General features: G+C 46.1%; 24 protein-coding genes. 15 read left to right on the top strand and 9 right to left on the bottom strand.

Annotated elements, in window-relative coordinates; genetic code table 11:
• Positions 1–230: 230 nt before the first annotated feature.
• Positions 231–1106, top strand: a complete 876-nt coding sequence (locus tag NIT79A3_RS00295; protein ID WP_013964269.1) for a putative DNA-binding domain-containing protein — start codon at positions 231–233, stop codon at positions 1104–1106.
• Between the two features lie 41 nt (positions 1107–1147).
• On the top strand, positions 1148–2266 hold the full coding sequence (locus NIT79A3_RS00300) for a hypothetical protein (RefSeq protein WP_156796962.1): 1119 nt from the start codon (positions 1148–1150) through the stop codon (positions 2264–2266).
• Between the two features lie 196 nt (positions 2267–2462).
• Here NIT79A3_RS00300 and NIT79A3_RS00305 read toward each other — a convergent pair whose 3' ends face one another.
• The 4 genes from NIT79A3_RS00305 to NIT79A3_RS00320 all read right to left on the bottom strand — a co-directional run bounded on the left by NIT79A3_RS00305 (position 2463) and on the right by NIT79A3_RS00320 (position 5905).
• Positions 2463–3323 carry an OmpA family protein gene (locus tag NIT79A3_RS00305; RefSeq protein WP_013964271.1) on the bottom strand — a complete coding sequence of 287 codons (861 nt, stop codon included), beginning with the start codon at positions 3321–3323 and terminating at the stop codon, positions 2463–2465.
• Complete coding sequence (locus NIT79A3_RS00310) at positions 3320–3736, bottom strand: DUF4398 domain-containing protein (RefSeq protein WP_013964272.1); 417 nt, start codon at positions 3734–3736, stop codon at positions 3320–3322. The genes NIT79A3_RS00305 and NIT79A3_RS00310 overlap by 4 nt, the downstream gene beginning before the upstream one ends.
• 461 nt (positions 3737–4197) lie before the next feature.
• Complete coding sequence (locus NIT79A3_RS00315; RefSeq protein ID WP_013964273.1) at positions 4198–4938, bottom strand: Crp/Fnr family transcriptional regulator; 741 nt, start codon at positions 4936–4938, stop codon at positions 4198–4200.
• 238 nt (positions 4939–5176) lie between these two features.
• Complete coding sequence (locus NIT79A3_RS00320) at positions 5177–5905, bottom strand: Crp/Fnr family transcriptional regulator (RefSeq protein WP_013964274.1); 729 nt, start codon at positions 5903–5905, stop codon at positions 5177–5179.
• 357 nt (positions 5906–6262) lie between these two features.
• Here NIT79A3_RS00320 and NIT79A3_RS18465 point away from each other — a divergent pair, with 357 nt between their 5' ends.
• The 10 genes from NIT79A3_RS18465 to NIT79A3_RS00365 all read left to right on the top strand — a co-directional run bounded on the left by NIT79A3_RS18465 (position 6263) and on the right by NIT79A3_RS00365 (position 13784).
• On the top strand, positions 6263–6406 hold the full coding sequence (locus tag NIT79A3_RS18465) for a lmo0937 family membrane protein (RefSeq protein WP_013964275.1): 144 nt from the start codon (positions 6263–6265) through the stop codon (positions 6404–6406).
• 54 nt (positions 6407–6460) lie between these two features.
• Positions 6461–6679: a hypothetical protein gene (locus tag NIT79A3_RS00325; RefSeq protein WP_013964276.1), complete on the top strand. Its 219-nt coding sequence runs from the start codon at positions 6461–6463 to the stop codon at positions 6677–6679.
• Between the two features lie 300 nt (positions 6680–6979).
• Positions 6980–7210 (top strand): hypothetical protein, encoded by a 231-nt coding sequence (locus NIT79A3_RS00330; protein WP_013964277.1) that lies wholly within the window; start codon positions 6980–6982, stop codon positions 7208–7210.
• 21 nt (positions 7211–7231) lie between these two features.
• Positions 7232–7579: a hypothetical protein gene (locus tag NIT79A3_RS00335; protein WP_348225671.1), complete on the top strand. Its 348-nt coding sequence runs from the start codon at positions 7232–7234 to the stop codon at positions 7577–7579.
• A gap of 214 nt (positions 7580–7793) precedes the next feature.
• Positions 7794–8990: a hypothetical protein gene (locus NIT79A3_RS17615; protein WP_013964279.1), complete on the top strand. Its 1197-nt coding sequence runs from the start codon at positions 7794–7796 to the stop codon at positions 8988–8990.
• Between the two features lie 270 nt (positions 8991–9260).
• Complete coding sequence (locus tag NIT79A3_RS00345; RefSeq protein ID WP_013964280.1) at positions 9261–10367, top strand: AI-2E family transporter; 1107 nt, start codon at positions 9261–9263, stop codon at positions 10365–10367.
• Positions 10368–10889: 522 nt separating this feature from the next.
• Positions 10890–11177 carry a DUF883 family protein gene (locus NIT79A3_RS00350; RefSeq protein WP_013964281.1) on the top strand — a complete coding sequence of 96 codons (288 nt, stop codon included), beginning with the start codon at positions 10890–10892 and terminating at the stop codon, positions 11175–11177.
• Between the two features lie 13 nt (positions 11178–11190).
• A complete protein-coding gene (locus NIT79A3_RS00355; protein WP_013964282.1) occupies positions 11191–11670 on the top strand; it encodes a phage holin family protein in 480 nt (159 codons plus the stop codon).
• 108 nt (positions 11671–11778) lie between these two features.
• Entirely contained in the window at positions 11779–12801 is a 1023-nt protein-coding gene (locus tag NIT79A3_RS00360) for a ketopantoate reductase C-terminal domain-containing protein (RefSeq protein WP_013964283.1), read from the top strand.
• Positions 12798–13784 (top strand): NAD-dependent epimerase/dehydratase family protein, encoded by a 987-nt coding sequence (locus tag NIT79A3_RS00365; protein WP_013964284.1) that lies wholly within the window; start codon positions 12798–12800, stop codon positions 13782–13784. The genes NIT79A3_RS00360 and NIT79A3_RS00365 overlap by 4 nt, the downstream gene beginning before the upstream one ends.
• Positions 13785–13821: 37 nt before the next feature.
• Here NIT79A3_RS00365 and speA read toward each other — a convergent pair whose 3' ends face one another.
• From speA to NIT79A3_RS00380, 3 genes are all read right to left on the bottom strand, one after another.
• Positions 13822–15777, bottom strand: coding sequence for a biosynthetic arginine decarboxylase (speA, locus tag NIT79A3_RS00370; protein ID WP_013964285.1), 1956 nt, complete (start codon positions 15775–15777; stop codon positions 13822–13824).
• Positions 15774–16727, bottom strand: a complete 954-nt coding sequence (gene speB, locus NIT79A3_RS00375) for an agmatinase (protein WP_013964286.1) — start codon at positions 16725–16727, stop codon at positions 15774–15776. Before speB ends, speA begins: the two co-directional genes overlap by 4 nt.
• Before the next feature lie 291 nt (positions 16728–17018).
• Complete coding sequence (locus NIT79A3_RS00380) at positions 17019–17483, bottom strand: DUF4112 domain-containing protein (protein ID WP_013964287.1); 465 nt, start codon at positions 17481–17483, stop codon at positions 17019–17021.
• 641 nt (positions 17484–18124) lie between these two features.
• Here NIT79A3_RS00380 and NIT79A3_RS00385 point away from each other — a divergent pair.
• From NIT79A3_RS00385 to NIT79A3_RS00395, 3 genes are all read left to right on the top strand, one after another.
• Complete coding sequence (locus NIT79A3_RS00385; RefSeq protein WP_013964288.1) at positions 18125–18538, top strand: hypothetical protein; 414 nt, start codon at positions 18125–18127, stop codon at positions 18536–18538.
• A gap of 437 nt (positions 18539–18975) precedes the next feature.
• Positions 18976–19395, top strand: coding sequence for a PRC-barrel domain-containing protein (locus NIT79A3_RS00390; protein WP_013964289.1), 420 nt, complete (start codon positions 18976–18978; stop codon positions 19393–19395).
• 581 nt (positions 19396–19976) lie between these two features.
• On the top strand, positions 19977–20264 hold the full coding sequence (locus tag NIT79A3_RS00395) for a DUF883 family protein (protein ID WP_013964290.1): 288 nt from the start codon (positions 19977–19979) through the stop codon (positions 20262–20264).
• 258 nt (positions 20265–20522) lie between these two features.
• Here NIT79A3_RS00395 and NIT79A3_RS00400 read toward each other — a convergent pair whose 3' ends face one another.
• Both NIT79A3_RS00400 and NIT79A3_RS18075 read right to left on the bottom strand, forming a co-directional pair.
• The gene (locus NIT79A3_RS00400; RefSeq protein WP_013964291.1) at positions 20523–21416 is read right to left on the bottom strand and encodes a hypothetical protein; all 894 of its coding nucleotides are present in this window, start codon (positions 21414–21416) and stop codon (positions 20523–20525) included.
• Positions 21417–21746: 330 nt separating this feature from the next.
• Positions 21747–21905, bottom strand: coding sequence for a DUF3309 domain-containing protein (locus NIT79A3_RS18075; protein ID WP_013964292.1), 159 nt, complete (start codon positions 21903–21905; stop codon positions 21747–21749).
• Positions 21906–21916: the final 11 nt, after the last annotated feature.

Genomic DNA, 21916 nt, shown 5'->3' on the forward strand with positions numbered 1-21916 from the left:
AAGCATCGCATCGCAATCTGATACCAAATGACGGTAGGAATAGAAGTGGATGACAGTGTCTCAACCACAGCAGTAAAGTCTGCTTTGCTTAAAGACACCGGTCTGTAATGAGCGTCGAGAAGTAACAATGCGAAGTACTTTCATACCTTTAATGTATTCCACAGGCAAGTTAAGTGCTTGGTACAAATTAGTTTTCGTGCCAGCAGCGTATTTTTTAATTTGGATCAAAAATGGCGCGCGATTTTAATATTCCACCGCTGAGTAAACTAATGCAAGAAGTCAAGCGCATTGTACAGATCCAAACTCAGCCTATTTATATACAGGTTATTCCCATGCTTATTACAATTCCTGAATTTCAACGCTTTCAACAAGTTTTTACTACGCATATTCGCAATCCAAAGGTAAACACTCGACCGAATGGCTTTGAAGCGCGGCGAATGAGGATCTACAACGAACTTGTTTACAACAATACCGAAAGCGCGCTGCTAATCTGTTTTCCAGTATTGAAGAAGGCGTTAGGGAGACGGCTCTGGGCACGGCTATTACGCGCCTTTATTGCCAAACATCGCTGTTACGCACCATTTTTTCGCCAGATACCCGACGAATTCATTCAGTTCCTGCAAACGGAGTGGGCATCAACTTCAGATTATCCCAAATTCATACTGGAACTTTCACACTACGAATGGACAGAGTTGGCACTATCCATTTCAACCGTTACACCTGACTGGGATAGAATTGATCGCGCCGGTGATTTATTTAAGCAACACCCTATTCTGAATCCAGTACTTGCGAATCTGCACTATAGCTGGCCGGTGCACCGAATCGGCCCGCGTATTCGGATAGCGCCCAAAGAAACCTTTTTATTGGTATTTCGCGATAGTTACTACCAGATTCAATTTGCTGAAATCAATGCCTTTACTTCACGTTTGTTGAATCTGCTGAAAACCGCAAGTTATACCGGTCAAGATGCACTCGAAAAGATCATTAAAGAAAGTTGCCATCCCGCACCAGAAGTCGTAATGCAAAGCGGATTAGCGATCATGTATGACCTGCGCGCACGCGGTGTACTGCTGGGTGCTAAGTGTGCGAATAGCGGGGGGTTATGAAAAAAAGCACGATTTAGCCGCCTATCGTCAGCCAAATAGAGTTGAACGTTATTGATTACACATTATTTGAAAAGCGCATCTATTATTTTCCAGAATCGATTCATCAGCAAGGAATCAGTATGTTTTTCTGCAAGCGCTCGCTGCAAGCTACGTTGTTCCTTTGCACACTATTCAATCAACTGTTACTGGCACAAAACGTGCCCAGCACGCAACAATTTCTGGAAAACTTCGGCATCAGCAGTGAGCAGATTAGCCAACTTGATCGCGGCGAAATTGTCACCTACGAAGTCAGTGAAACCAGCCAAAAAGAGGTGGCGATTGGTGTTGTCATGTATATGCCGGTGCTGTTAACGCAAGTTCTCGAGTATCTGAAGCGCGGCAATCTGATAATACAGGACAGCAACATCACCGCTTCAGGGTTGATTCCGGACAATGCTGATATCAATACTTTCAGGAAATTTGCATTTGGCGAAAAACAGCTTGATGAAGCCAAAGCTTTTTTGAAAGCAGAAGCCGGGAACAAATTCAACTTGTCGAAACAGGAAATCGAAGCGTTGCAGGCGTTACTGCCCAAGCCGGAAGATATCGATAAGACAATCCTGCTGAAAACCGCTTCGCAAAAGTATCGCGAGATCCTGTTGCAACGCTGGAAAGACTATCGCAAAAGCGGCTTGGCAGGGATCTCCGCCTATAGCCGCGACGGCAGCAATGCCGACCCGGCCACGGAATTGCGCACAGACGCGGTGAATAGCAAAACCTGGGTGCATTATTTTCCGCAACTGCAACAGGGCTGGCTGAATTACCCTGTAGGTTTGCCTAAGCCTGCAACCGAGCAGTTTTTCTGGATGAATCGCATCGTCGAGGATCGGCCCACTGCAATCTTAAGCCATCATGTCATCGCCGTGGGCAACGATGGCGGCATCATTCTGCACAGACAGTTTTACGTGGGTCATTCCTATAACTCCAGTCATGTTGTGGCAGGCGGCATACCCTATAAAGACGGCACGCTGATGTTTTATTCGACCCGCAGCTCTACCGATCAGGTTAGCGGCATTGGCAGCAGTCTGAAACACGCAATAGGTCGCGAGCAAATGAAAAAGTTAATGATCAAAAACTTGCGGCAGTTGAACAAAAATTTGCAGAAAAAATCGAGTAAGTGAGTCGAGGAACCAGTGTGTTTTTCTTTCCAAGCCAATGATTTATTTCCTGATGAAGGAGCGATCAGAGTTCTGGATGGGTGAGTCACCCGGATTCTTGGTTGTCTCAGGAGATTGCCTTGTTAAAAAGCCTGCTCAGTACAACTGAGCAGGCTTTTTAACAACATAACTATGCTATGACTCTTCTATATTGCGCCTCTTATCTTGTGGCTGTGTTTGCGATGATGATTTCAACGCGACGGTTTTGCTGACGACCGGATGCGGATTCATTGTCGTTGATTGGAAAGTTTTCACCTTTGCCATATGCCGCGAGCCGGTTAGAAGCGACACCCTGGTGGATCAGATAGGTCATCACCGAGTTTGCACGCCGTTGCGACAAGCCTAAGTTAAAGTCTTCGCTGCCGACATTATCAGTATGACCTTCTATCATCACCGTGCGATCCGGATACTGGTTCAGGAAAGCCGCAAGTTTGCCAAGATGGCTGGCTGCACCACCCTTGAGAGTCGCTTTGCCGGTATCAAACAGCAGATCGCCCAGCGTTACGACCAGACCGCGGTCTGTGGCTTTGGCATTCAACTCTGCAATCTGTTTTTGCAGATCCGCGGCTTGTTGCAGTGCTATCTCTGTGTCCATGTTGGCTAAATTCGCCTCTCTTCGCGCAGCAGTTGCCTCGCTGTGCGCTCTGTCGGCTTCGCGTGTGCGCGAATCAAGACGCGCGTTATCGCGTTGCTCGCTGAGCATTTTGCGCTGATCTTCTGATAAACGGCTTTGTGCCTGGAACGTGGCAATATCGATCTTGCGATCAGCCATAAACACCAGATGCTTGCCTAGACCTACATCTTCCTGCGGTACTTCTGCAGCACGCACCGCAAGTTCAGCTTCCTGAATCGCAACCGGTGCGCGGCTGGCCAGTTGCGGATCAGATTGTAGTTGTATCAACTTGTTCCGGGCCATGTCGGCACCTTCCGGTTTTATCGGCCCGGCCGAGCACGCGGCAAAAATAACGGGTGTTAGCGTGATGGCGATCAATTTTTTAAATCGATAGATTTGCGTGTTCATTGTTTGTCTCCCGTATTGCGTTGCATTTCTTGCTTCATGACGTCGGTACTTTTCAGCATTTCATCGTTGATTGCCTTGGCCTTGATTGCCTCAGCCTTGGCTAAAGCTAATTCGGCATCAACACGTGACTGTTCGGCAAGTTGCTGGGCCAAGATCATTTTCTCCTGCTGGACGGCAGCACGAGCTTCGGCAAGTTTTGTACGCGCCTCATGCAGTTCAGCGGATGCATAGTCCACGGCGCGTGCTTGATCGGCACTGGTAATTGCCATTTCTGCGGCTGCTAGTTGCTGGTTTGGGGGCTGCGGAACTGTCGCACAAGCAGCGAGTGAGAACAGAATCGCAACGGCGGTTATAAGCTGCAACGGTGATTTGTGCGTGCCCATCACTTTCATTATTGTAGGTCTTTGAGTCATGTTGATTCTCCTGAATGGAATTTTCGGCGTAGCATTCAACCTTGTGATCATTATCATCAGACTCAGTGAGCAATTCTGTGCGCTATCGTACATAGCCCTTATTTCTTAGTCAGGTCATTTCGGAGGTCAAACAAAGTCGATGCAAAACGAGAGGCTGTGCGTTATTCGTTCTGTTCACAAACTGAATTGTTGACGATATAGCGTATAAGTACGGATCAACGATCCGTTTTGTGCAACTGAGGCGTACTTGCCAGAATATGTCGAGCCCCCCTTTAAGAACCTCTGAATAACTGTCATTTCGAGCAGAGCGAGAAATCTATACTGTTGATTGCCAAAGATTCCTCACTACGTTCGGAATGACAAAGGTGAGTTATTCAGAGATTCCTTTATCTAGCGCCGTGGCACTTTAGCTTTTGTCTCAGCGAACGTGAAACCAGCCAGCGGTGGTGGTTATGCTCATTTCAACCAGCGCTTGTTTCGTTTCCTGCAGCAATGGACTGAGGAAACAATCTGGCGTAATGATTGTTAAGTACGTTGTAACACGCGCAAGACGCCGCTTCGAGTTTCTTTCGATTAAGGATATTGATGTCGCCACGGATATAACTGATGAGTTTTTGCTGTTGCAGCTTACCTGCAGCGATGGTGATGCTACTTCTGCGTACGCCGAGCATGTCGGCAAGGTATTCTTGCGTGAGATGGAAATGATCAGCATGTGCGCGATCGTGCGTCATTAGCAACCAGCGCGCCAGCCGTGGTTCAATCTCATGAAAATGGGTACAGGCTGCAGTTTGCGACAGTTGCGTCACCAATACATACAGATAACGGTTGAGTGTGGATAGCATGCAAGGACTGTTATGCAACTCGCGCTGAAATTGTGCGGCTGTCATCCGTAGCGCACTGCCAGAACCTTGCACCACTGCCTTCAGTGGCGCATCTGCGACTTCCAGCGCGAGTGTTGCGCCAAGCATGCCTTCATTACCGATTAGTCCCACTTCCAGCGGTTGATGACCTTCCATTGCTATCACCAGCGAGATGAAACCGGTAAGGGGAAAGTATACATGCTGGATGGGCTGATCCGGTTTACACAAAATATCGCCAAAAACCAGCTCTGTCGACTCGCAATGCTGCAAGAACCTGTTTCGTTCCTCGCGCGACAAATAGCTGATCAGGTGATTGGTCACTACAGGTATTACTGCTGACATTTTTATTTATCCTATAGCATGAAAAAACCCGGCAGGATAATACGAGAAAAGTATAAAATAATTTACAAAATGTAGCTTAAACAATAGTTACACAATAAGTCTGTTCGCTACGACACACAAAAAATACACAACAGTACTTTAGTTTTGTTTGTAAAAACGGAGTTTCGCAAAAAAGAATTTTGCTAATAAATCTGCAGTGTTCCCTGGTTGCCGCAAATTTTTCCGCATGTTATTGAAACTAGCGCGGAGAAACATCGGGCAACAAGCGATCAGTTTCTCGTTTGACTACGGAGTAACATTCGCAACACAGTTGCTCTAATTTGGGTCGATCCATTACTGTGATATGTCCGCGGTTGTATTCGATCACACCGAGTTTTTGCAACTTGCTGGCCGCATCGGTGACGCCTTCACGGCGCACGCCCAGCATGTTGGCGATCAGTTCCTGGGTCATGGTCAATTGGTTGTCCGGCAAACGATCCAGCGAAAGCAGCAGCCAGCGGCACAGTTGCTGATCAATGGAATGGTGACGATTGCATACCGCTGTCTGGGCCATTTGTGTAATCAAGGCCTGTGTATAGCGTAGCATCAGGAGTAAAAAACCAGTGTGGCGATTGAATTCTTCTTTGAGCCGCGATTCCAGCAACCGGTAGGCATGACCGGCACTTTGTACGACTCCCCGGCTCGGTGTGCTTTCACCTCCCATAAATAAAGCAACGCCGATGAGACCATCGTTACCTACCACAGAGATTTCTGCCGATGCACCGCTTTCCATCACGTAGAGCAGCGATACGATAGAGTCGGTCGGAAAATAGACATGGCGCAAGATATCCCCGGGTTCATACAAAACCTTGCCAAGCGGCAGTGACACCAATTCAAGCGCGGGAAACAAACGATTCTGAACTTCGGCTGGCAAGGCAGCCAAAAGATGATTCTGCTGCGGGGCGGGTAGGGTAGGTATCGTGGGCATAATAGCCTCTATTCTGAGGAGGTGCTACTAGAGTAACCCAAATCAGCTTTTTTTGTTCGCTATCATGCAAATACACCCAGACTCTTCGGCGATGGATGTTTTAGGTTAACAGCAAAGGTTGCCAGCGCTCAATATAAAGATCAAAAAAAGATAGTTTTTGTGCGCTATCGCACAGATCCTTCCCGGTTTAATGTATTTAATCTCGTCATAAGTAGATTTTCGAGTTTGTTAAAACGAGGTTTCGCGAATGAATCGATTGCGCGTCTCGATTGCAGTGCTTTCGGATCAAACGCCACGATGCATTTGCGAAGCATTGTTTTAACAAACTCTCTTTCAAATAATCACTGGAGACATACTATGTTAGAAACCATTGCGTTAGTGTTAATCATTCTGTGGATACTCGGGCTTGTTTCGTCGACCATGATGGGGGGATTCATTCATTTGCTCCTGGTCATAGCGCTTATTGTGATACTACTCCGGGTTATTCAGGGCCGCGGATAATCTTCATGTCTGTTTTCAAAAACAATTTCGATATTACTTTGCGGAGAAAACAAAATGGATTTAACAAGACTATTAGCCGCCATACTGATCATTGCAGGTGCCTTAGGTCTTGCGTATGGTGGTTTTAGCTATACCGAGGAAACTCACCAGGCCAATATCGGGGCACTCCACTGGCCGGTCGATGAGAAACAATATGTCAATATCTCTGTCTGGGCAGGTGTTAGTGCTATTCTGGCTGGTGAATTTCTTTTGGTTGTCGGCAGAAGGAACTAGGAGGCTGTCCGAGAACAGTGATCGTGGCGAGGATAAGCCATTTGAGACAGAATTTTCGACTATTTGAGGCGAATAATTGTTCTAATTAACGAAAATAATCGGGAAAATGACCAAAATAGCTTTTCCGCAGTAGATCGCTCTATTCTCGGGCAGCCTCTAACAACCGAATCATTTTGTGCGGTATCGTACAGACGTTTCTTGGCGCTGGTAATAAAATTTATATAGCAGTTAGATAACTTATGTTTAGCGGCAATGGCGCGACGAATATCACCCAAACGAAAAAAATGGAGAACTGAAAAAATGAAAATGAAATCTTATTACCTTCTTATACTGATAATAGGCGCAACGCTTCTTACGTTACCTGCCTGCGATAACAAGCAAACAGGCAGCGAAAAGGTGATGAATAAAGTTGATGATGCCCTGGATCGTCGTCCCGGCGAGAAAATTCGTGACGCAGCAGAAGATGTGGGTCATGAACTGGATGATGCCGCCAAAGCAATTAAAGAAAGCGCTAAAGATGCTGGCAGGTAGTATGCATACGTATCATGAAGCTTGAAAGCCGGTTTTAAATTAATTAACCAGGGAAATAATATTATTATGAGTACGAAAAAAGCATACCAACAAAAGATAGAAGCTGAGGTGGAGTTGGCACAAGCCAAATTGGACGAATTAAGAGCCGAAGCCAAAAGTTCTGCAGCGGATGTGCGAATTAAATATGAAAATTGTGCAGAAGAGCTTGAGCAAAAAATTAATGCCACGCAGACCAAGCTGCAAGAGCTGCACAAAGCTAATGAGGATGCTTGGGAACATCTAAAGGACAATGCAGAGATTACTTGGAATACACTCAGTAGTGCTGTTCAAGATACAGCCGCCAAATTGAAAGCGCAGTTTAAAGATTGAAATGCATCACTTGTTAAACTTTTCACACTAATGCACATACCGACTAGTGTGAAAATACCTACTATGCTATCCGGCAGAATTTGAATATCATTTAAATCGGCAGTAATAGATCGCAGATTCATTCGTTCATCAGTTCAGACAGCCTATGCCGGGATGGCTGCTAAAATTGGCTAAAGTTTTTTGTTACTCAGGAAATGTTATAAGGATCAAAGAAATGAAAAGACTTAATATCAAGAGCAAAACAAATCAGTTGATGCTGTTTGTTTGTATATTTCTAAATATTTATTTTAGTAATATTGTCTCTGCAAATACTTTAGAGGACTCTGATAGAGTTTTTGATTGGGCAGAAAATTTTTATCCCGATATCTTCCCGTCTCATCAGACGACACAAAGTTCTGATCCTTGGTTATACCGGTATTATCCGGAGACAGGCATTTATGTGGGGACCAACACAAATGACAGCAGCATTTATGTTCTGGGGGGGCCTTGGGGCGTCTTAAATCCAACGTACATTGATAGCTTAGCTAGTTTACTCAAGGTGGCGGAAAGTGGTGGAAGTGCGACCTCTGAGTTATCCTCCATAACCTTACCCGGTTTCCCTCATCAAATTGATATCTATGGCACAGCAGGTGCCACTAAGGCAGTCGTGTTTTTGCATGGTGGTGGAGGGCAAAATTATCAGTTTGCTTTTAATTTGGGAATCAACTTGGTTGATGGACAGCCAGCTACTGATACAGTCAACTGGACATGGCTAGAAAATGAAAAAATTCTTGCCATATTTCCCCAAGGTCAAGCTATCTCAGGAGTTGGATATACGTGGAATAACCACGTTACAGATTCAGGGCAAAATGATGTTGCATTTCTTCAGAAGCTAGCAACTTATATCAAGGATCGTTTTGATATTTCTACTATCTATCTCGCCGGTCATTCGAATGGCGGCATGATGGCTAACAGAATGTGGTGCGAATCGGCAAAAACTTACAATGGCTATGTTGCACTTTCGGGTCCTATGTCAAGTTATTATCTATCGAATCCCTGCGAGCCTTCAGTCTTCCAGCCCTACTATGGCATTGCGGGTGAAATGGATACTGTCCTTGGTGTTAAAGGAAATTGGAATGCACCGCTATGGGAATTGAATCCGTTCTTAGTTGCAACTGTTGCAGAACATTTGGTGAATTCAACCCTCATCGGGGAGTGGAGCAGCTACCAAACCCGTGTACAGCTTGCTTGTGACGAGGTTCCTGCTGATGCCGACAAGATTAGTGATGGAATGGTAGAAACCTGGAATAATTGCGCAGGACAATTTAAGTTGCAGCACGTGCTTTCCGGTTCACATAGTGTCGATTCACTTGAAGAAGCTTCAGGTTCAAAGATAATCGATCTCATTGCCACATTTCTTAGTAAAATTTAAAGTTAAACTCTCCCGAGCAAAGTCAGAGGCTTATCACAGGAGTTTCGCAATGGGGCTTTTGTGAGCCGCTATAAAGGGCAAGTGCGATCTGGAAGCGGCTATTTTGGTTGTGATCCATTAGTAATCCCCATTTAGCCGTAGGTTGGAACCGTGAGAGCACATTGCTCGTAGTATCCCGCAGTCAGTCCCCCTTTTTGCAACTCTCGATGCGGACGAGAAGCAGTGCATCTACACCGCTAAAAACCGGCAAGTACACACGCAAGGAGCGCTATGGACGTTAGCCAAGAAGAAGCAAAGAAGAGCATGGAAGAACGTATTCTGCAATTCATCCAGCTTGCTGTAATCGCTATCGTTTTCATTAGCTGTTACCTGGTTATCCATCCGTTTATACCTGCGATCCTGTTCGCAATGGTGGTGTGCATTTCGACTTGGCCGCTTTATCTGCGCTTACGCAGCGTGTTATGGGAAAAACCTACTTTGGCGTCGTTACTGATGGTAATGCTGCTGATTATGTTAGTAATTATTCCCTCTGCGTTGCTTGCTGTCAGTTTGGCTGACAATGTGACCGCTACTTTTGACACAGTCAAAGTATTTCTGGAACACGGTCCGATTGAGCCGCCTCTATGGCTTAAAGAGATACCCCTGTTCGGTGAGCGACTCAATAGTTATTGGCAGGGACTTGCTTCTGGCGGGAAGGAAGCGGTGATGCTATTCAAAGAACTGCTCGAGCCGGTCAGAAATTTTCTTCTTAACTTGGGCAATGTAATTGGTCAAAGCTTGTTGCAGATGGTGTTCGCCGCATTCATTGGTTTCTTTTTTTACCGAGATGGCGAAGCCCTGATACAGGCACTGCGAAATGGGATGGCGAAGCTTCTTGCCGGTAGTCTCGGCGCAGACCCTCTGGCATTGATCCATGATACCGTGACCGGTGTTGTGCATGGTATTTTCGGCGCGGCATTAGCGCAGGCGATCGCCGCCACCATCGGTTTTTTCATTGCCGGAGTGCCGGGTGCTTTCTTGCTCGGTGCCGCCACTTTCTTTCTAGCCATGATTCCAATGGGACCAACCTTATTATGGGGCGGCGCCAGTGTTTGGTTTCTTTATCAGGAATCCTACGGCTGGGCAATTTTCATGGTGTTGTGGGGCGTATTAGTGATCAGCAGCATCGACAACTTTGTCCGACCCTATCTCATTAGCCGCGGCAGTAGCCTGTCCTTTCTGCTGATTTTTCTGGGTGTGTCTGGCGGCATCGTTGCCTATGGCTTTATCGGTATTTTCATCGGTCCTCCGATCCTGGCGATAGGCATTACCCTGGTCCAGCTATGGACGGAATATCCGGCGACGAAATCAGAGAATCTCCCCGAAGCACTCAGCTGAGTACAATTATCGGTGCCCATCGGTATCTTTTGTGCGGCACCGTACATACGGCAGCCGATTCGTACTGTAATTTATATAAAGTATGGCAATGTGATTTGTATGACACGATCGAGCCGGGTTTTAGATCCCCACTCAGATTCGTATTCGCGGCACGTTCGTGAAAGTCTTACACATTGCTGCACAATTGCTCAATCGGCGACGTATTGAGTTAACAAATCAGTAATCTTAATTCTGCAAAGGAGACTCAAATGGGTAAATATTTTTTAGGGTGGTTGCTCGGGGTGCCGGTATTCGTATTGGTTATCATTTATGTGCTTAACAACTAAGAGAAACGCTGAGCGTATCGATTGAATCGATGGCATTGTTGGAAAGCAGGATGATTTTGTACGATTTTGTGCTTCGTATCGCGGGAAGGTATTTTATTCAGTGCAGAGTGCAACATTTGAACAGAATTGACAAAGCAATCTATTAAGCTTTTTGAATAGTTAAGAAATTATCGAATTTTTTAAACGGAGAACAACCATGGCAACAACAGATGAATTTAGTAAAGAGATGGAACAGTTAAAAAAGGATTTGAACAGTCTGCGGTCAGACATTGGATCGTTGGTGACTTCAGTGAAGGATTTGGCGGGAAAGCAAAGTGACAGGGTTGTCGATCTGGCTCATGATGCGGAAAAGCAGGTGCGCGACCAGACTAAAGCGGCCGGAGAAAGTGTGGAAAAGTATATCGAAGAACGTCCGCTTACCAGTGCGCTTGTCGCTTTCGGCAGCGGTTTCGTGATCGGTATGCTACTGAGTAATAAACGTTAAACGGCTGACATAAGTGTTGCCCAAATTGCTTGCAGAGATAGTCGCTGCGGAACAGGCCAAACTGTGGCGAAGCTCGGTTAAATTAGCCATCATGATGTCGTTGTTGGGATTGGCCGTGATGGCCGTAGTAGTTGGCATGGTTTTTATGCTTTATGGCTTGTACATGTCGTTAACGGAGGCATTTCCACCCTGGCAAGCCGGTGTGATTGTGGGTGGTGTCGTGGTGTTCTTTGCGGTAATCTTGTTAATGGTTATTGCACAACAAAGCCGCGCAGCGCCGCTCAAAAGCAACAATCCCCCCGAACAGGCTGCCGATGATCCCACCGCTCAGTTGGGATCCGTAATCGGCGATATCGTTGCTAAGTCCAATGTTAAAAGCAGTGACTTTGTGCTGACGGCATTGATCGCTGGAATAGTGCTCGGCGCTAGTCCGAGTCTGCGGCAACGGATATTAACTACGCTGTCAGACATGACGAAATCAACCGATAAATAACTCAGTGAGGTATTTGTCGAGTATCCCTATGACTATATTTTGGCCGGGGCTAATTCCATGGAGCCTGCATTGCTGTTTAACTCGATCAATTTCTCCGATTTCTAGATAATGCCCCAATTGCTCAACAAACCGATTCATATTTTGGGTGTAGGCGGTATTGGCGCAGCGCTTGGATGGGCTTTGGTCCAAGGCGGTTATTCCGTGGTCCTGATTGACAATCATCCCGGCAAAATCGCACAAGGTAGAAAAAACGGGATAACGGTGGTTGGATTGGGAACGCAACAGATACCCATCGAGGCTTTTGATGATTGGGTTCCGCCGGATGAGGGTTTTATTCTACTTTGCACTAAAACTTATGATAATCCAGCGGTACTTGCCCGTTTGCCGGGCGATGCATTCTTGGTACCGATTCAGAATGGTTTTGATCCGGAACTGGAGCAACGCGATCACGCGTGCGAGGGTATTGCTTCTTTTGTATCGGAATGCCAACGCGATCTTCCCGTAACACGAATCACGCGACCGGGTAGCCTGCATATCGGTGCACGCCGATCTATCACTGCCAATGAACAGGCGGAAATAATGTCGCTGGCTATTGCATTGGGAAAAGCCAAGTTGTTTCCTGTCGAACTTGTTCCGGATATCCGGCCTTATAAAGCAACCAAGCTTATGTACAATGCCGCCATCTCACCACTTGCGGCGATGGCGGGTGTGGATAATGGGGAGTTATTGACCGGCCAACTGGCAAAAAAACTCTTTTTTGCCTTGCTTCTTGAAAATTATGCGATTCTCCAACATGCGAAAATTCCGCTTGCGCGTATCGGGCCGTTTCATCCCGATACAGTATCCCTGATTCTACGCACACCCTGGCTACCGGCGCTGATGGCTATGTTTTTCCGTCCATCGTTACGCGGGACGTATTGTTCCATGGCTCCCGATATTCACGCCGAGCATGCTCGCACAGAAATCGATGCTTATACCGGCCATCTCATTCGGCTTGCTGGAAAGTTTTCTTGTCCTTTGAATCGCGCCACGTTTGCGTTCATTGAGAAAATAACCTCTGAAGGTTTGAAACCTCAATATCAACATTTGCAGGATTTGGCAGATCATTTGCCGGAAGGAATTCTATCTTGATTCTGGTCACTGGCGGCGCTGGTTTCCTGGGTTCGCATCTGGTGACGCAGTTACTGGATACGAATGAATCTGTTCGTGTGCTGGAACGGCCAGGCGCTTCTGTCGGCCACTTGCCACTGGATAGAATTGAGCTGGTGAGGGCTGACATTCGGGATGAGCCATCCGTCCGGAAAGCCACACAAGATTGCGAATATGTCTATCACCTTGCTGCCGATCCTAATCTTTGGTGCCGTGACCGCCGGGAATTCGATAAGATTAACCATCTCGGCACCGTCCATGTCATGCGTGCTGCCCTTGACAGTGGTGCTAAGCGGATATTGTACACAAGTACTGAGAGCATCCTGTCATCCCATAATGCGGAAGAACGTTTCGTTGAGAAACTTCGCCTCAAAGCAAGTGATATGGTGGGCCCATACTGCCTGAGCAAGTTTCACGCGGAAAAAGAAGTTTTCCGTATGGTTAGGGAAGAAGGCGCTCCCATTATTGTAGTTAGTCCTACCTTGCCAATAGGTCCCGGAGATCGATTGCAAACGCCGCCTACTCGTTTGTCGTTAGCTTTTTGTAGAGGTGAACTACCTGGGTATTTGGAGTGTAACTTCAATCTCATTGATGCGAGAGATGTGGCGGCAGGCATGATCCTGGCGATGAAGAAGGGAAGAACAGGAATTCGTTATCTACTGGGAGGAGAGAATCTTCGTCTTTCGGATTGGTTAAATATTCTGAGTGAGGAAACAAAACAACCTTTACCGCGTTGGAAAGTTCCTTATTCACTTGCTTTGCTTGTGGGTTGGTTCAGTGAACTGTGGGCAGACCATGTGAGTGGAAAAATTCCGATAGCTACGGTAACTGGGGTACGTCTAACCCGTCGTAATATGTTTTTTGATTCCTCTGCTAGCTCGAAAGAACTTGGATTGCATCCCCGTCCAATACGTGAAGCCGCGCGAGATGCCATAGCCTGGTACCGAGCGCAGGGTTGGCTCTAGGTTGCAATTAAAAATGCTGTTGCATTTTTCCATCTGACTATGACGGTTCACTGGAGCCGACATCACAATATGTAGTATCTCCCAGACGCTGGGTATAATTATTAAGAATTCGTGTTCCTTCTGCAGGTTTGACACGCCCCGCGTTTATCTGCCGGCGAATAAATTCCGACATGCGCCGACCCAGGTCATTGGGGAAATATTGCACTTGGCTCAGCATTTCCTTGACACTAATTCCCTTCAGCAATTCTTCTATCCAGAAACCGTTCGCTTCTTCTGCTTTTGCATAAACGTGCACTTCATCCACGCGTCCGAATAGATTGTGCGCGTCCCCCAGTATCTCCTGATAAGCTCCGACGAGAAAAATACCCAAATAGTAGGATTCATCCTGACGAAAATCATGCAGGGGCAGGCAATCACTGGTGCCGGACGATGACACATACTGACTCACCTTACCATCCGAATCACAAGTCAGATCCACCAACTGACCGCGCCGCACAGGTTTTTCCTGCAATCGATGCAGGGGCATCACCGGGAAAATCTGTCCGATGGCCCAGTGGTCGATAATTGAATGAAAAACTGAGAAATCTCCCAGATACATGTCCGTGAGCTGCTTTTCCAGCTCCATCTGCTCGGCCGAGACCGGGGCCGACTCAGTCGCCGTTAACTTGTGCAGCACTTCGCGACAAATACTCCAGTACAAACTGTCCGATTGCGCCATATGTTCAACAGACAGGTAACCCAAACGCGCCATCTGCTCGGTTTCCCGGCGGATTTCCTGTGCATCGTGATAGCATTCCAGCAATACACTGCTTTTCACTGCAGATTGTGCATCGTTGTATACCGTCGCCATGCGTAACACCGTGGCAGGCAGATGAGCCGGAAAATCAGACATCGGCGGACTATCCGGCCTATGCACACCCAACACAGGTACCACCAGCACGGAATGATGCGCAACGAGGGCGCGGCCACTTTCTGACAAGAGATTCGGCATCGGTACCTGTCGCTCATCACAGATTTCTTTAACCGTATACACCACCACATTGGCATATTCACGCAGTCCGTAATTAATGGATAATTCCGGATTGTCAGAGTCACCCCCGTAATTCACCCCAAGTCCGCCACCGACATCCAGATATTTGATCTGCAAGCCTCGCAACATCAAATCCGCATAAATCTGCATGATTTCTTTGACTGCACTCCGCAGCACCTGAATATCAGCAATTTGACTCCCCAGATGGAAATGCAGCAATTCCAGCTGCCCCGCCATTTCCCGGTTTTCCAGTGTTTGTATCAGTTTTACCAGCTCTGGAATAGTCAATCCAAACTTGGAACTGGCTCCGCCGGACTCAAACCAACGCCCCGATCCCTTCGTGTTCAGTTTCAAACGCACCCCTAACCGCGGTTTCATCTGGCGTGCTTCGGCCAGATTCATCAGCTGCTCAAACTCCGAATATTTTTCAATAATCGGCACCACTTGCTGTCCAAGCTGCTGTGCATTTAACATTAGGGTCAGCATTGTGCAGTCCTTGACACCATTGCAAAGCAACAGTGTCTCATCGGCAATCAGTGGCAGCACGGCCAACAACTCGGCTTTGGAGCCACATTCCAGTCCAATACTAAATTCTTTGCCGGCTTCCAGGATTTCCGCCACCACCTCCTGCAACTGATTAACTTTAATCGGATAAATACTGCGATAGGTTCCTTCGTAGCCGCTGTCCTGAATCGCCATCTGAAACTTTTCATTTAGGCGCCGCACGCGCGAATTGATCACATCCTGAAAACGAATCAGCATGGGCAGGGAAGCACCTTCAGAGCGAGCTGCGCGAATTACATCCATGACATCTATGTGCAGTGCCTGGCCTTCTATAGGGCGAACCGAGACATGGCCACGCTCATTCACCGAATAAAAGCCATCTGCCCACTTTTCCATAGCATACAGTGCCTGCGAATCGGCGCAGGACCAGTCAGGCCGTGTTACTGCAGCACTTATCATCGGGATTTTTTTCGCTGTGTGTGACTTTCAGCGTAAAGACATAACAACTCAATAGCGATCTGCGCGGCCGCAAGTGCAGTAATTTCAGCATGATCATAAGCGGGTGCAACCTCGACAACATCCATACCCACCAGATTGATGCCTTTGAGTTCACGAATAATGTTCAACGCCTGAAAGGTTGATAATCCACCCGGTACCGGCGTGCCAGTGCCAGGTGCAAAAGCCGGATCCAGGCAATCTATGTCAAAGGTGATATACACAGGCGAATTTCCTACCCGCTCACGTATTTGCCGAGCTATGTCGCGACCGGACGTCTCATGCACATCTGCCGCGGAAACAATATGGAAACCCATCGTGTCTTCATTAGTGGTCCGGATACCAATTTGTGTGGACGATGCGGCTTCTATAATCTTTTCCAGCGCAGCCTGGTGAAACATGGTGCCGTGATTTATGCCATTGCCGGAGTAAGGCCATGTATCGGTATGGGCATCAAAATGAATCAGACTAATAGGACCATACGCGGCGGCATGAGCCCGCAAGCTAGGATAAGCGACAAAATGATCTCCGCCGAGTACCAGCGCTGCTGTCCCCGAGGTGACAATATTGGCGATATGTTTTTCGATATGGGACACGCTCAACAAATCCCCGTCAACGGGCTCGCAGTCACCGTAATCAATCACACGTAGTGCAGTCATCGCATCCGTTTGCCATGGCCACGGGCGTTCCCACGCCAGCGACAACGACGCATTACGGATGGCGCGAGGCCCCAGTCGCGCACCGGACCGATTGGTGGTAGCAATGTCCATCGGTACTCCGATTACAGCCACATCAACCCCTGTCAGATCTGTTTGGTAAGGCACACGAAAAAAACTGGCTGCTCCCCCGAAACTTAAGGTATGCGACATGCCCTGTCCCGGTTTACCCCGAAACCCATTATCCCAAGTATGCATAAATACTCCTCACTGTAGCATTATAAATAAGCGCTTTTTTTCTCAGTTCAATATACGTAAAGCCTCCCAGTGTCTTCAATTCTCTTTGCGCGCTAGCTCCAGAAATATGCGTTAATCCAGTTGGCTGGCTGGTGTGAAATATTTTGTTTCCAATGCCGATGACAAAACGAATGCATTGTTCAAAAAAACAATGGATAAAATAAATTATATGCTGATTTCTTGGCAAGATGATACTTAGGCTTTTGACTGAGACAAGCTAATGGGAGAATGTATGATTTTGTAATTTCAGCCTCATTGGACTGATAACCAAAGCCAACGTATCACCAGAAAACCTAATAAACCAATAAAAGCCACTAGACCGAATACTAAAAGACCTAAGATCCCAACAAATAAACGACTATGAATTACAGTTTCTTCCGGTTGGTTAAGGTAATCATTTAGCAATTGGACATTCCGTTGATTGGCCTTCCAGACGATATCTGATACATCTCCAATGACGGGAACAATGCCCAGAATTGCATCAAATCCAATATTGAATGCCATTTTCAGAAGAATAGACTTTGGAACACCCATCTGAGCTGCTTGTGTCAGGATGTGACTTGAGATAACTGCTCCTAACGCGTCTCCGAATCCGGGGATCAATCCAATTAGACCATCCAGACCAAAACGTATCTGCGTACCTGGAATCCGAAAGTAGCTATCCATTAACCATGCTAATTGATTTAATTTATCTTGTTTAATTTGTGCTTTGTCCATGCTTAACCTCTTTCAGATTTAATTCCAGCTACCTTGCGGTGGCATGCGGTATTTAGCGTACTCAATGATGATCCTCGTTTCAAACAATGTAGGAAATACAAACATACTTTTTCATCAAATAACTAAGCCTTGCAGATCATCCCACCGAGATCTCGGCGCTTATCCTTAATTCGGGGTTGTGGGTGCTGTTTGGTGTACTGATTGATGAGTTCATTATCGGCTAGCTGGTTCATGGGGTATGCGGTATTTCATTGTGGCTTATACTATTTTTGCTGACACTGACTTAATTTGGGGTGTTTTCCACCATGCGAGCCATTTTTTTGCCACTATCGTGTTGCTGAACCACTCAACTTATAGTTAATTCGAAAAATTTCAAAATAATAATGTTTTTATATTGGCAATCAATATGCTTAGTGTCCGTGCGTTGCCGCACTTAGTTGTCTAATAATTCCCATTTCAAAAAGTGGTGCACATATTCTTATTTAGCTTATGCGTAGTTCAAACTCAATCAGTGGATATTCTCAATTGATTTAATTCCCCATTCGTACGGTATCACACAGACGCATCAGCACCTTGGCTATATGCTTAAACAAATCAGGTACATTACTGCCTGATTTGTTTAATAATTTCAAGGAGTTAAAATGAATAAATTCAATATCGGTTCGATCCTGGTAGCGCTTGGCCTTGCATTTGGCGGAAGTGCCATTGCGCAAAATATATCCAAAGATGAACACGAAGCAGCGGAAAAAAGTATCGTAGCCCAGTATAAATTGGACAAGGAAAAATGCGAATCCCTGACTGGCAATGCAGAAGACATCTGCGTGGCCGAAGCGAAGGGAAAGGAAAAAGTAGCAAAAGCAGAGCTTGAAGCTAAATTCAAACCTTCCAAAGAAGCCGCCTATAAAGTAAGTGTTGCCAAAGCAGAAGCGAATTACGATGTGTCCAAAGAAAAATGTGATGACATAGCAGGCAATGAGAAGGACGTGTGCGAAAAAGCCGCGAAAGCCATATTAGAGCAAGCCAAATCTGAAGCTAAAGCGAAGCAGCACCATTGAGAAGCCAGAATCAATCAAGCTGCAAGTTAATTAGGACTGCTTCAACGTGTCTGTGAAGCTGGAATAAAACGGGACTGCCATCAAACTCAAAGATGGCAGTCCCGCCGTTTTTATGCTTTCTAATTCGACATTGTTAATGGCTCCTTATGATTTTATTAAGAATTACCGAATTTCTACTCTGTGCCGGATTGCTTATTTGTTATGTGTACTAACGTACATACCTGCACAGAATTTGCCTATATCGTTGCTAAACCGTAACGATGCACTAGAAGTTTAGTGTGACAGTCCGGTTAAATGTCGAAGTGATTTACTAGAAGATCGTCATGAGCAAAGATCAAGCCAGGATCGAGAAAACCTTCGGCAAAACCCAAGCTAACGTTGGCTTAAAAAATGACCACAAGAAAGCGCATTAACTTTAATTTTAACAGGAGATAAACATGAGCTACGAAGATCGCGATACCTACGGTATGTACAAAAACACTAACGAAAGTGGACCCGGACCTGCCCTTATGGGCGCAGACACCCTGATTGGAAATGATGTCCATAATCATAAAGGGGAAGATTTGGGTGACATCAAAGAAATTATGTTAGACACGAAAAGCGGGAAAGTATGCTACGCCGTGCTGTCCTTCGGTGGTTTCTTAACGATAGGGGAAAAACTTTTTGCAGTGCCGTGGGATGCGTTGACACTCGATACGGAGCACAAGTGTTTTGTATTAAATGAAGAGAAAGATCGACTCAAAGCAGCGCCAGGATTCGATAAGGATAACTGGCCCGATATGGCCGACGAAACATGGGCGAAAAGTATCCATTCCTATTATGGGACGGAATCAAACACGCCTGAAACGCGTATTTAACGGTTCCGATTATTTCCTCTCCTTCTCGCTGTTTCAGCTTGCGTGGATTAGCCCTCTTAGTTTTTAAGAGGGCTTTTATTTTCACCGGATTTTTATTCGGCGGGATAGCTTATCCGAATCGCAATCCTGAATATATTTGTGGTAGCCGCATTGACTACTTTTTCAAGCCTTATCTGTTCAATCGCGGAAGTAATTTTTCTCTTCTCCTATCGGTATTTTCATTGACCCTTATCAAGGCCGTGAGCATTACCTTCGTACAGTTTTAGACAGTAGCAATGGCTGCGGAAACAGAGAATATTCTGCAAAATAAACAGTGACATCTGATCATGCAGAGTGGGTACCAATGAATTGCTACTCACCGGGACCAATTTACCATTTGATCGAAGCATGCACCTTGAATAATTATCCGTACTCATCCGCATCCTTTGTGTGTCACCGTACATACCGCAGACAATTGGTGCGGTATTGTGTGGTTGCGTGGTAGTGTGATTTACATCTACTAGCGGGTCGAGTTTTAGTCCCACAATTCGTATCTGGGTTAATCAATAATCGAATTTATTCGTTCAAAAGGAGAACAAACCATGGCATCAGCAGATGAGTTTAGCAAAGAAATGGATCAACTCAGAAAGGAATTCACCACCCTTCGGAATGAACTAGGATCGTTGATGACGTCAGTGAAGGATCAGGCAGGCAAGCAAGGTGAGAAGGTTGTCGACTTGGCTCAAGGCACTGGAAAAGCTGTACGCAATCAGGCTAAGGCGGCCGGGAAAAGTATCGAGAAAACTATCGAAGAACGCCCGCTTACCAGCGCGCTTGTTGCCTTCGGCAGTGGTTTTGTGATTGGTATGCTACTGAGTAATAAACGCTAAACGGTCGGCATAAATGCTGCCCAAATTGCTTGCAGAGGCCGGTCAGGTTAGCTATCTTGTCAGGCAGGAGTGATTGTGGGTGGCGCGCGGAGTGATGTTTCTTACCGCATGTGTAAAATGGGCATATTGCGAGGGCATGGCAGTGCGATGCCGTTTCTACGGCAGCGAATGCTAACCTCGTCCTGATCAAAGTTATCGATAAAGGATTCAAAGGGGGTAAAAGCCCGATTGATCAGGCTGCCTGAGAGTTACAAATTTTTAAACTTTACAGTAGGAAGGAATCCAGCTTTTTTCGATAATGTAATCAGGCAAGTGGTTAAAATCAAACGCTTCGCCGTCTTTAATCATCTGTTTGACGTCAAATAGTTTGGCAACTTCCGGGATATCGTTAAAGAACAAGGTGTAAAACGGTTTTACTAGCCATTTGGAGATCCGTATCCCGATAGGGCCGATGAAGTTTCTGCGTTGTCCGACATGGGCGACTTCATCAATGGTAATTTCATCGAGCAGCTCTTTTAAACGCTTTTGTACTTCTGGTTCATCAACCAATAATTCGTCGATCAGACGATTTAGATGGCAATAGTAAGTAACGCCCATCAGTTCCGTCACAAAAGCGGGCGAATCCATTAGAAATCCTGGAAATTTAGGAAATTGTTCGTAGATTTTTTCTTTAATTGGACTTAACGGTACCCACTCCACTTCATCCAGACCGCAAGTACGCAGCATTTCATCGAACAAGCGGACATGGCAAAATTCTTCCGCCAAGTGAACACGGCTGATTTTGTCTTCAACCGAGTGCGAATTGGCCATATTGGGTACCACATCCCAGGCGCCCTTGATGCCAACCCACTCATGGCGAGCGAATTTATACATACCCGTCAACATGAGTGTCATGCGATCCAATGTTTGGGGATCATCCTGCATGACAATATAGTTGCGATAGAAAGCTTCGGGATTGACAAGCGGTATGCGTAACTGAACGGGATTGTCTTGAAAGTACTGAAACTTGGCACGTTTTTTTACTAAATCTTTGTCATCTTCAAGCAGCTCTCCACTGTGATGCTGAGTAAAGAGCCAATAATTTTCAAAATTTTTAGTGCGTTCTTGTTTGGATGCGGATGTGAAAATAGAGCGAAATTTTGGTATTGTCATTGGCGAGATCTCCCGGCTGATATTATTTGTCCAATTTAGAAGGATGGATGTGTTGCCACATGCTGTGACTGCTATTTACTTGCTTACATAAGGTGATGAAATATGCAAACACAGGGTTAGTTCTGTGCATTAAAGCACAGAACGCCTATGTGTGATACCACTCATACTTTAATGAACCTCTGAATAACTGTCATTTCGAGCACTACAGCGAGAAATCTATACTGTTGATTGCCAAAGATTCCTCACTCCGTTCGGAATGACAAAGGTGAGTTACTCAGAGACTCCTGAATGCTATGCTTTTTGCGTACTCATCCAATGCCAATGATGGCGCTATATTCGGCCCATCAGCAACAGAATGAGCAAGATCAGCACCACTGTTCCAAGGATACCGCTGGGGAAATAACCCCACTCCCTGCTATGTGGCCACGTGGGAATCGCGCCAATTAGCATCAGAATCAGAATGATTAAAAGTATTGTTCCTACCGACATTTTATTTCTCC

This window comes from Nitrosomonas sp. Is79A3 (assembly GCF_000219585.1).
Lineage (GTDB): Bacteria > Pseudomonadota > Gammaproteobacteria > Burkholderiales > Nitrosomonadaceae > Nitrosomonas.

Excerpts from the sequence above, each read along its gene's own strand:
- NIT79A3_RS00295 (WP_013964269.1), top strand. The coding sequence starts at position 231 with ATGGCGCGCGATTTTAATATTCCACCGCTGAGTAAACTAATGCAAGAA.
- NIT79A3_RS00305 (WP_013964271.1), bottom strand. The coding sequence starts at position 3,323 with ATGAACACGCAAATCTATCGATTTAAAAAATTGATCGCCATCACGCTA.
- NIT79A3_RS00310 (WP_013964272.1), bottom strand. The coding sequence starts at position 3,736 with ATGACTCAAAGACCTACAATAATGAAAGTGATGGGCACGCACAAATCA.
- NIT79A3_RS00315 (WP_013964273.1), bottom strand. The coding sequence starts at position 4,938 with ATGTCAGCAGTAATACCTGTAGTGACCAATCACCTGATCAGCTATTTG.
- NIT79A3_RS00320 (WP_013964274.1), bottom strand. The coding sequence starts at position 5,905 with ATGCCCACGATACCTACCCTACCCGCCCCGCAGCAGAATCATCTTTTG.
- NIT79A3_RS18465 (WP_013964275.1), top strand. The coding sequence starts at position 6,263 with ATGTTAGAAACCATTGCGTTAGTGTTAATCATTCTGTGGATACTCGGG.
- NIT79A3_RS00325 (WP_013964276.1), top strand. The coding sequence starts at position 6,461 with ATGGATTTAACAAGACTATTAGCCGCCATACTGATCATTGCAGGTGCC.
- NIT79A3_RS00330 (WP_013964277.1), top strand. The coding sequence starts at position 6,980 with ATGAAAATGAAATCTTATTACCTTCTTATACTGATAATAGGCGCAACG.
- NIT79A3_RS17615 (WP_013964279.1), top strand. The coding sequence starts at position 7,794 with ATGAAAAGACTTAATATCAAGAGCAAAACAAATCAGTTGATGCTGTTT.
- NIT79A3_RS00345 (WP_013964280.1), top strand. The coding sequence starts at position 9,261 with ATGGACGTTAGCCAAGAAGAAGCAAAGAAGAGCATGGAAGAACGTATT.
- NIT79A3_RS00350 (WP_013964281.1), top strand. The coding sequence starts at position 10,890 with ATGGCAACAACAGATGAATTTAGTAAAGAGATGGAACAGTTAAAAAAG.
- NIT79A3_RS00360 (WP_013964283.1), top strand. The coding sequence starts at position 11,779 with ATGCCCCAATTGCTCAACAAACCGATTCATATTTTGGGTGTAGGCGGT.
- speA (WP_013964285.1), bottom strand. The coding sequence starts at position 15,777 with ATGATAAGTGCTGCAGTAACACGGCCTGACTGGTCCTGCGCCGATTCG.
- speB (WP_013964286.1), bottom strand. The coding sequence starts at position 16,727 with ATGCATACTTGGGATAATGGGTTTCGGGGTAAACCGGGACAGGGCATG.
- NIT79A3_RS00380 (WP_013964287.1), bottom strand. The coding sequence starts at position 17,483 with ATGGACAAAGCACAAATTAAACAAGATAAATTAAATCAATTAGCATGG.
- NIT79A3_RS00385 (WP_013964288.1), top strand. The coding sequence starts at position 18,125 with ATGAATAAATTCAATATCGGTTCGATCCTGGTAGCGCTTGGCCTTGCA.
- NIT79A3_RS00390 (WP_013964289.1), top strand. The coding sequence starts at position 18,976 with ATGAGCTACGAAGATCGCGATACCTACGGTATGTACAAAAACACTAAC.
- NIT79A3_RS00395 (WP_013964290.1), top strand. The coding sequence starts at position 19,977 with ATGGCATCAGCAGATGAGTTTAGCAAAGAAATGGATCAACTCAGAAAG.
- NIT79A3_RS00400 (WP_013964291.1), bottom strand. The coding sequence starts at position 21,416 with ATGACAATACCAAAATTTCGCTCTATTTTCACATCCGCATCCAAACAA.
- NIT79A3_RS18075 (WP_013964292.1), bottom strand. The coding sequence starts at position 21,905 with ATGTCGGTAGGAACAATACTTTTAATCATTCTGATTCTGATGCTAATT.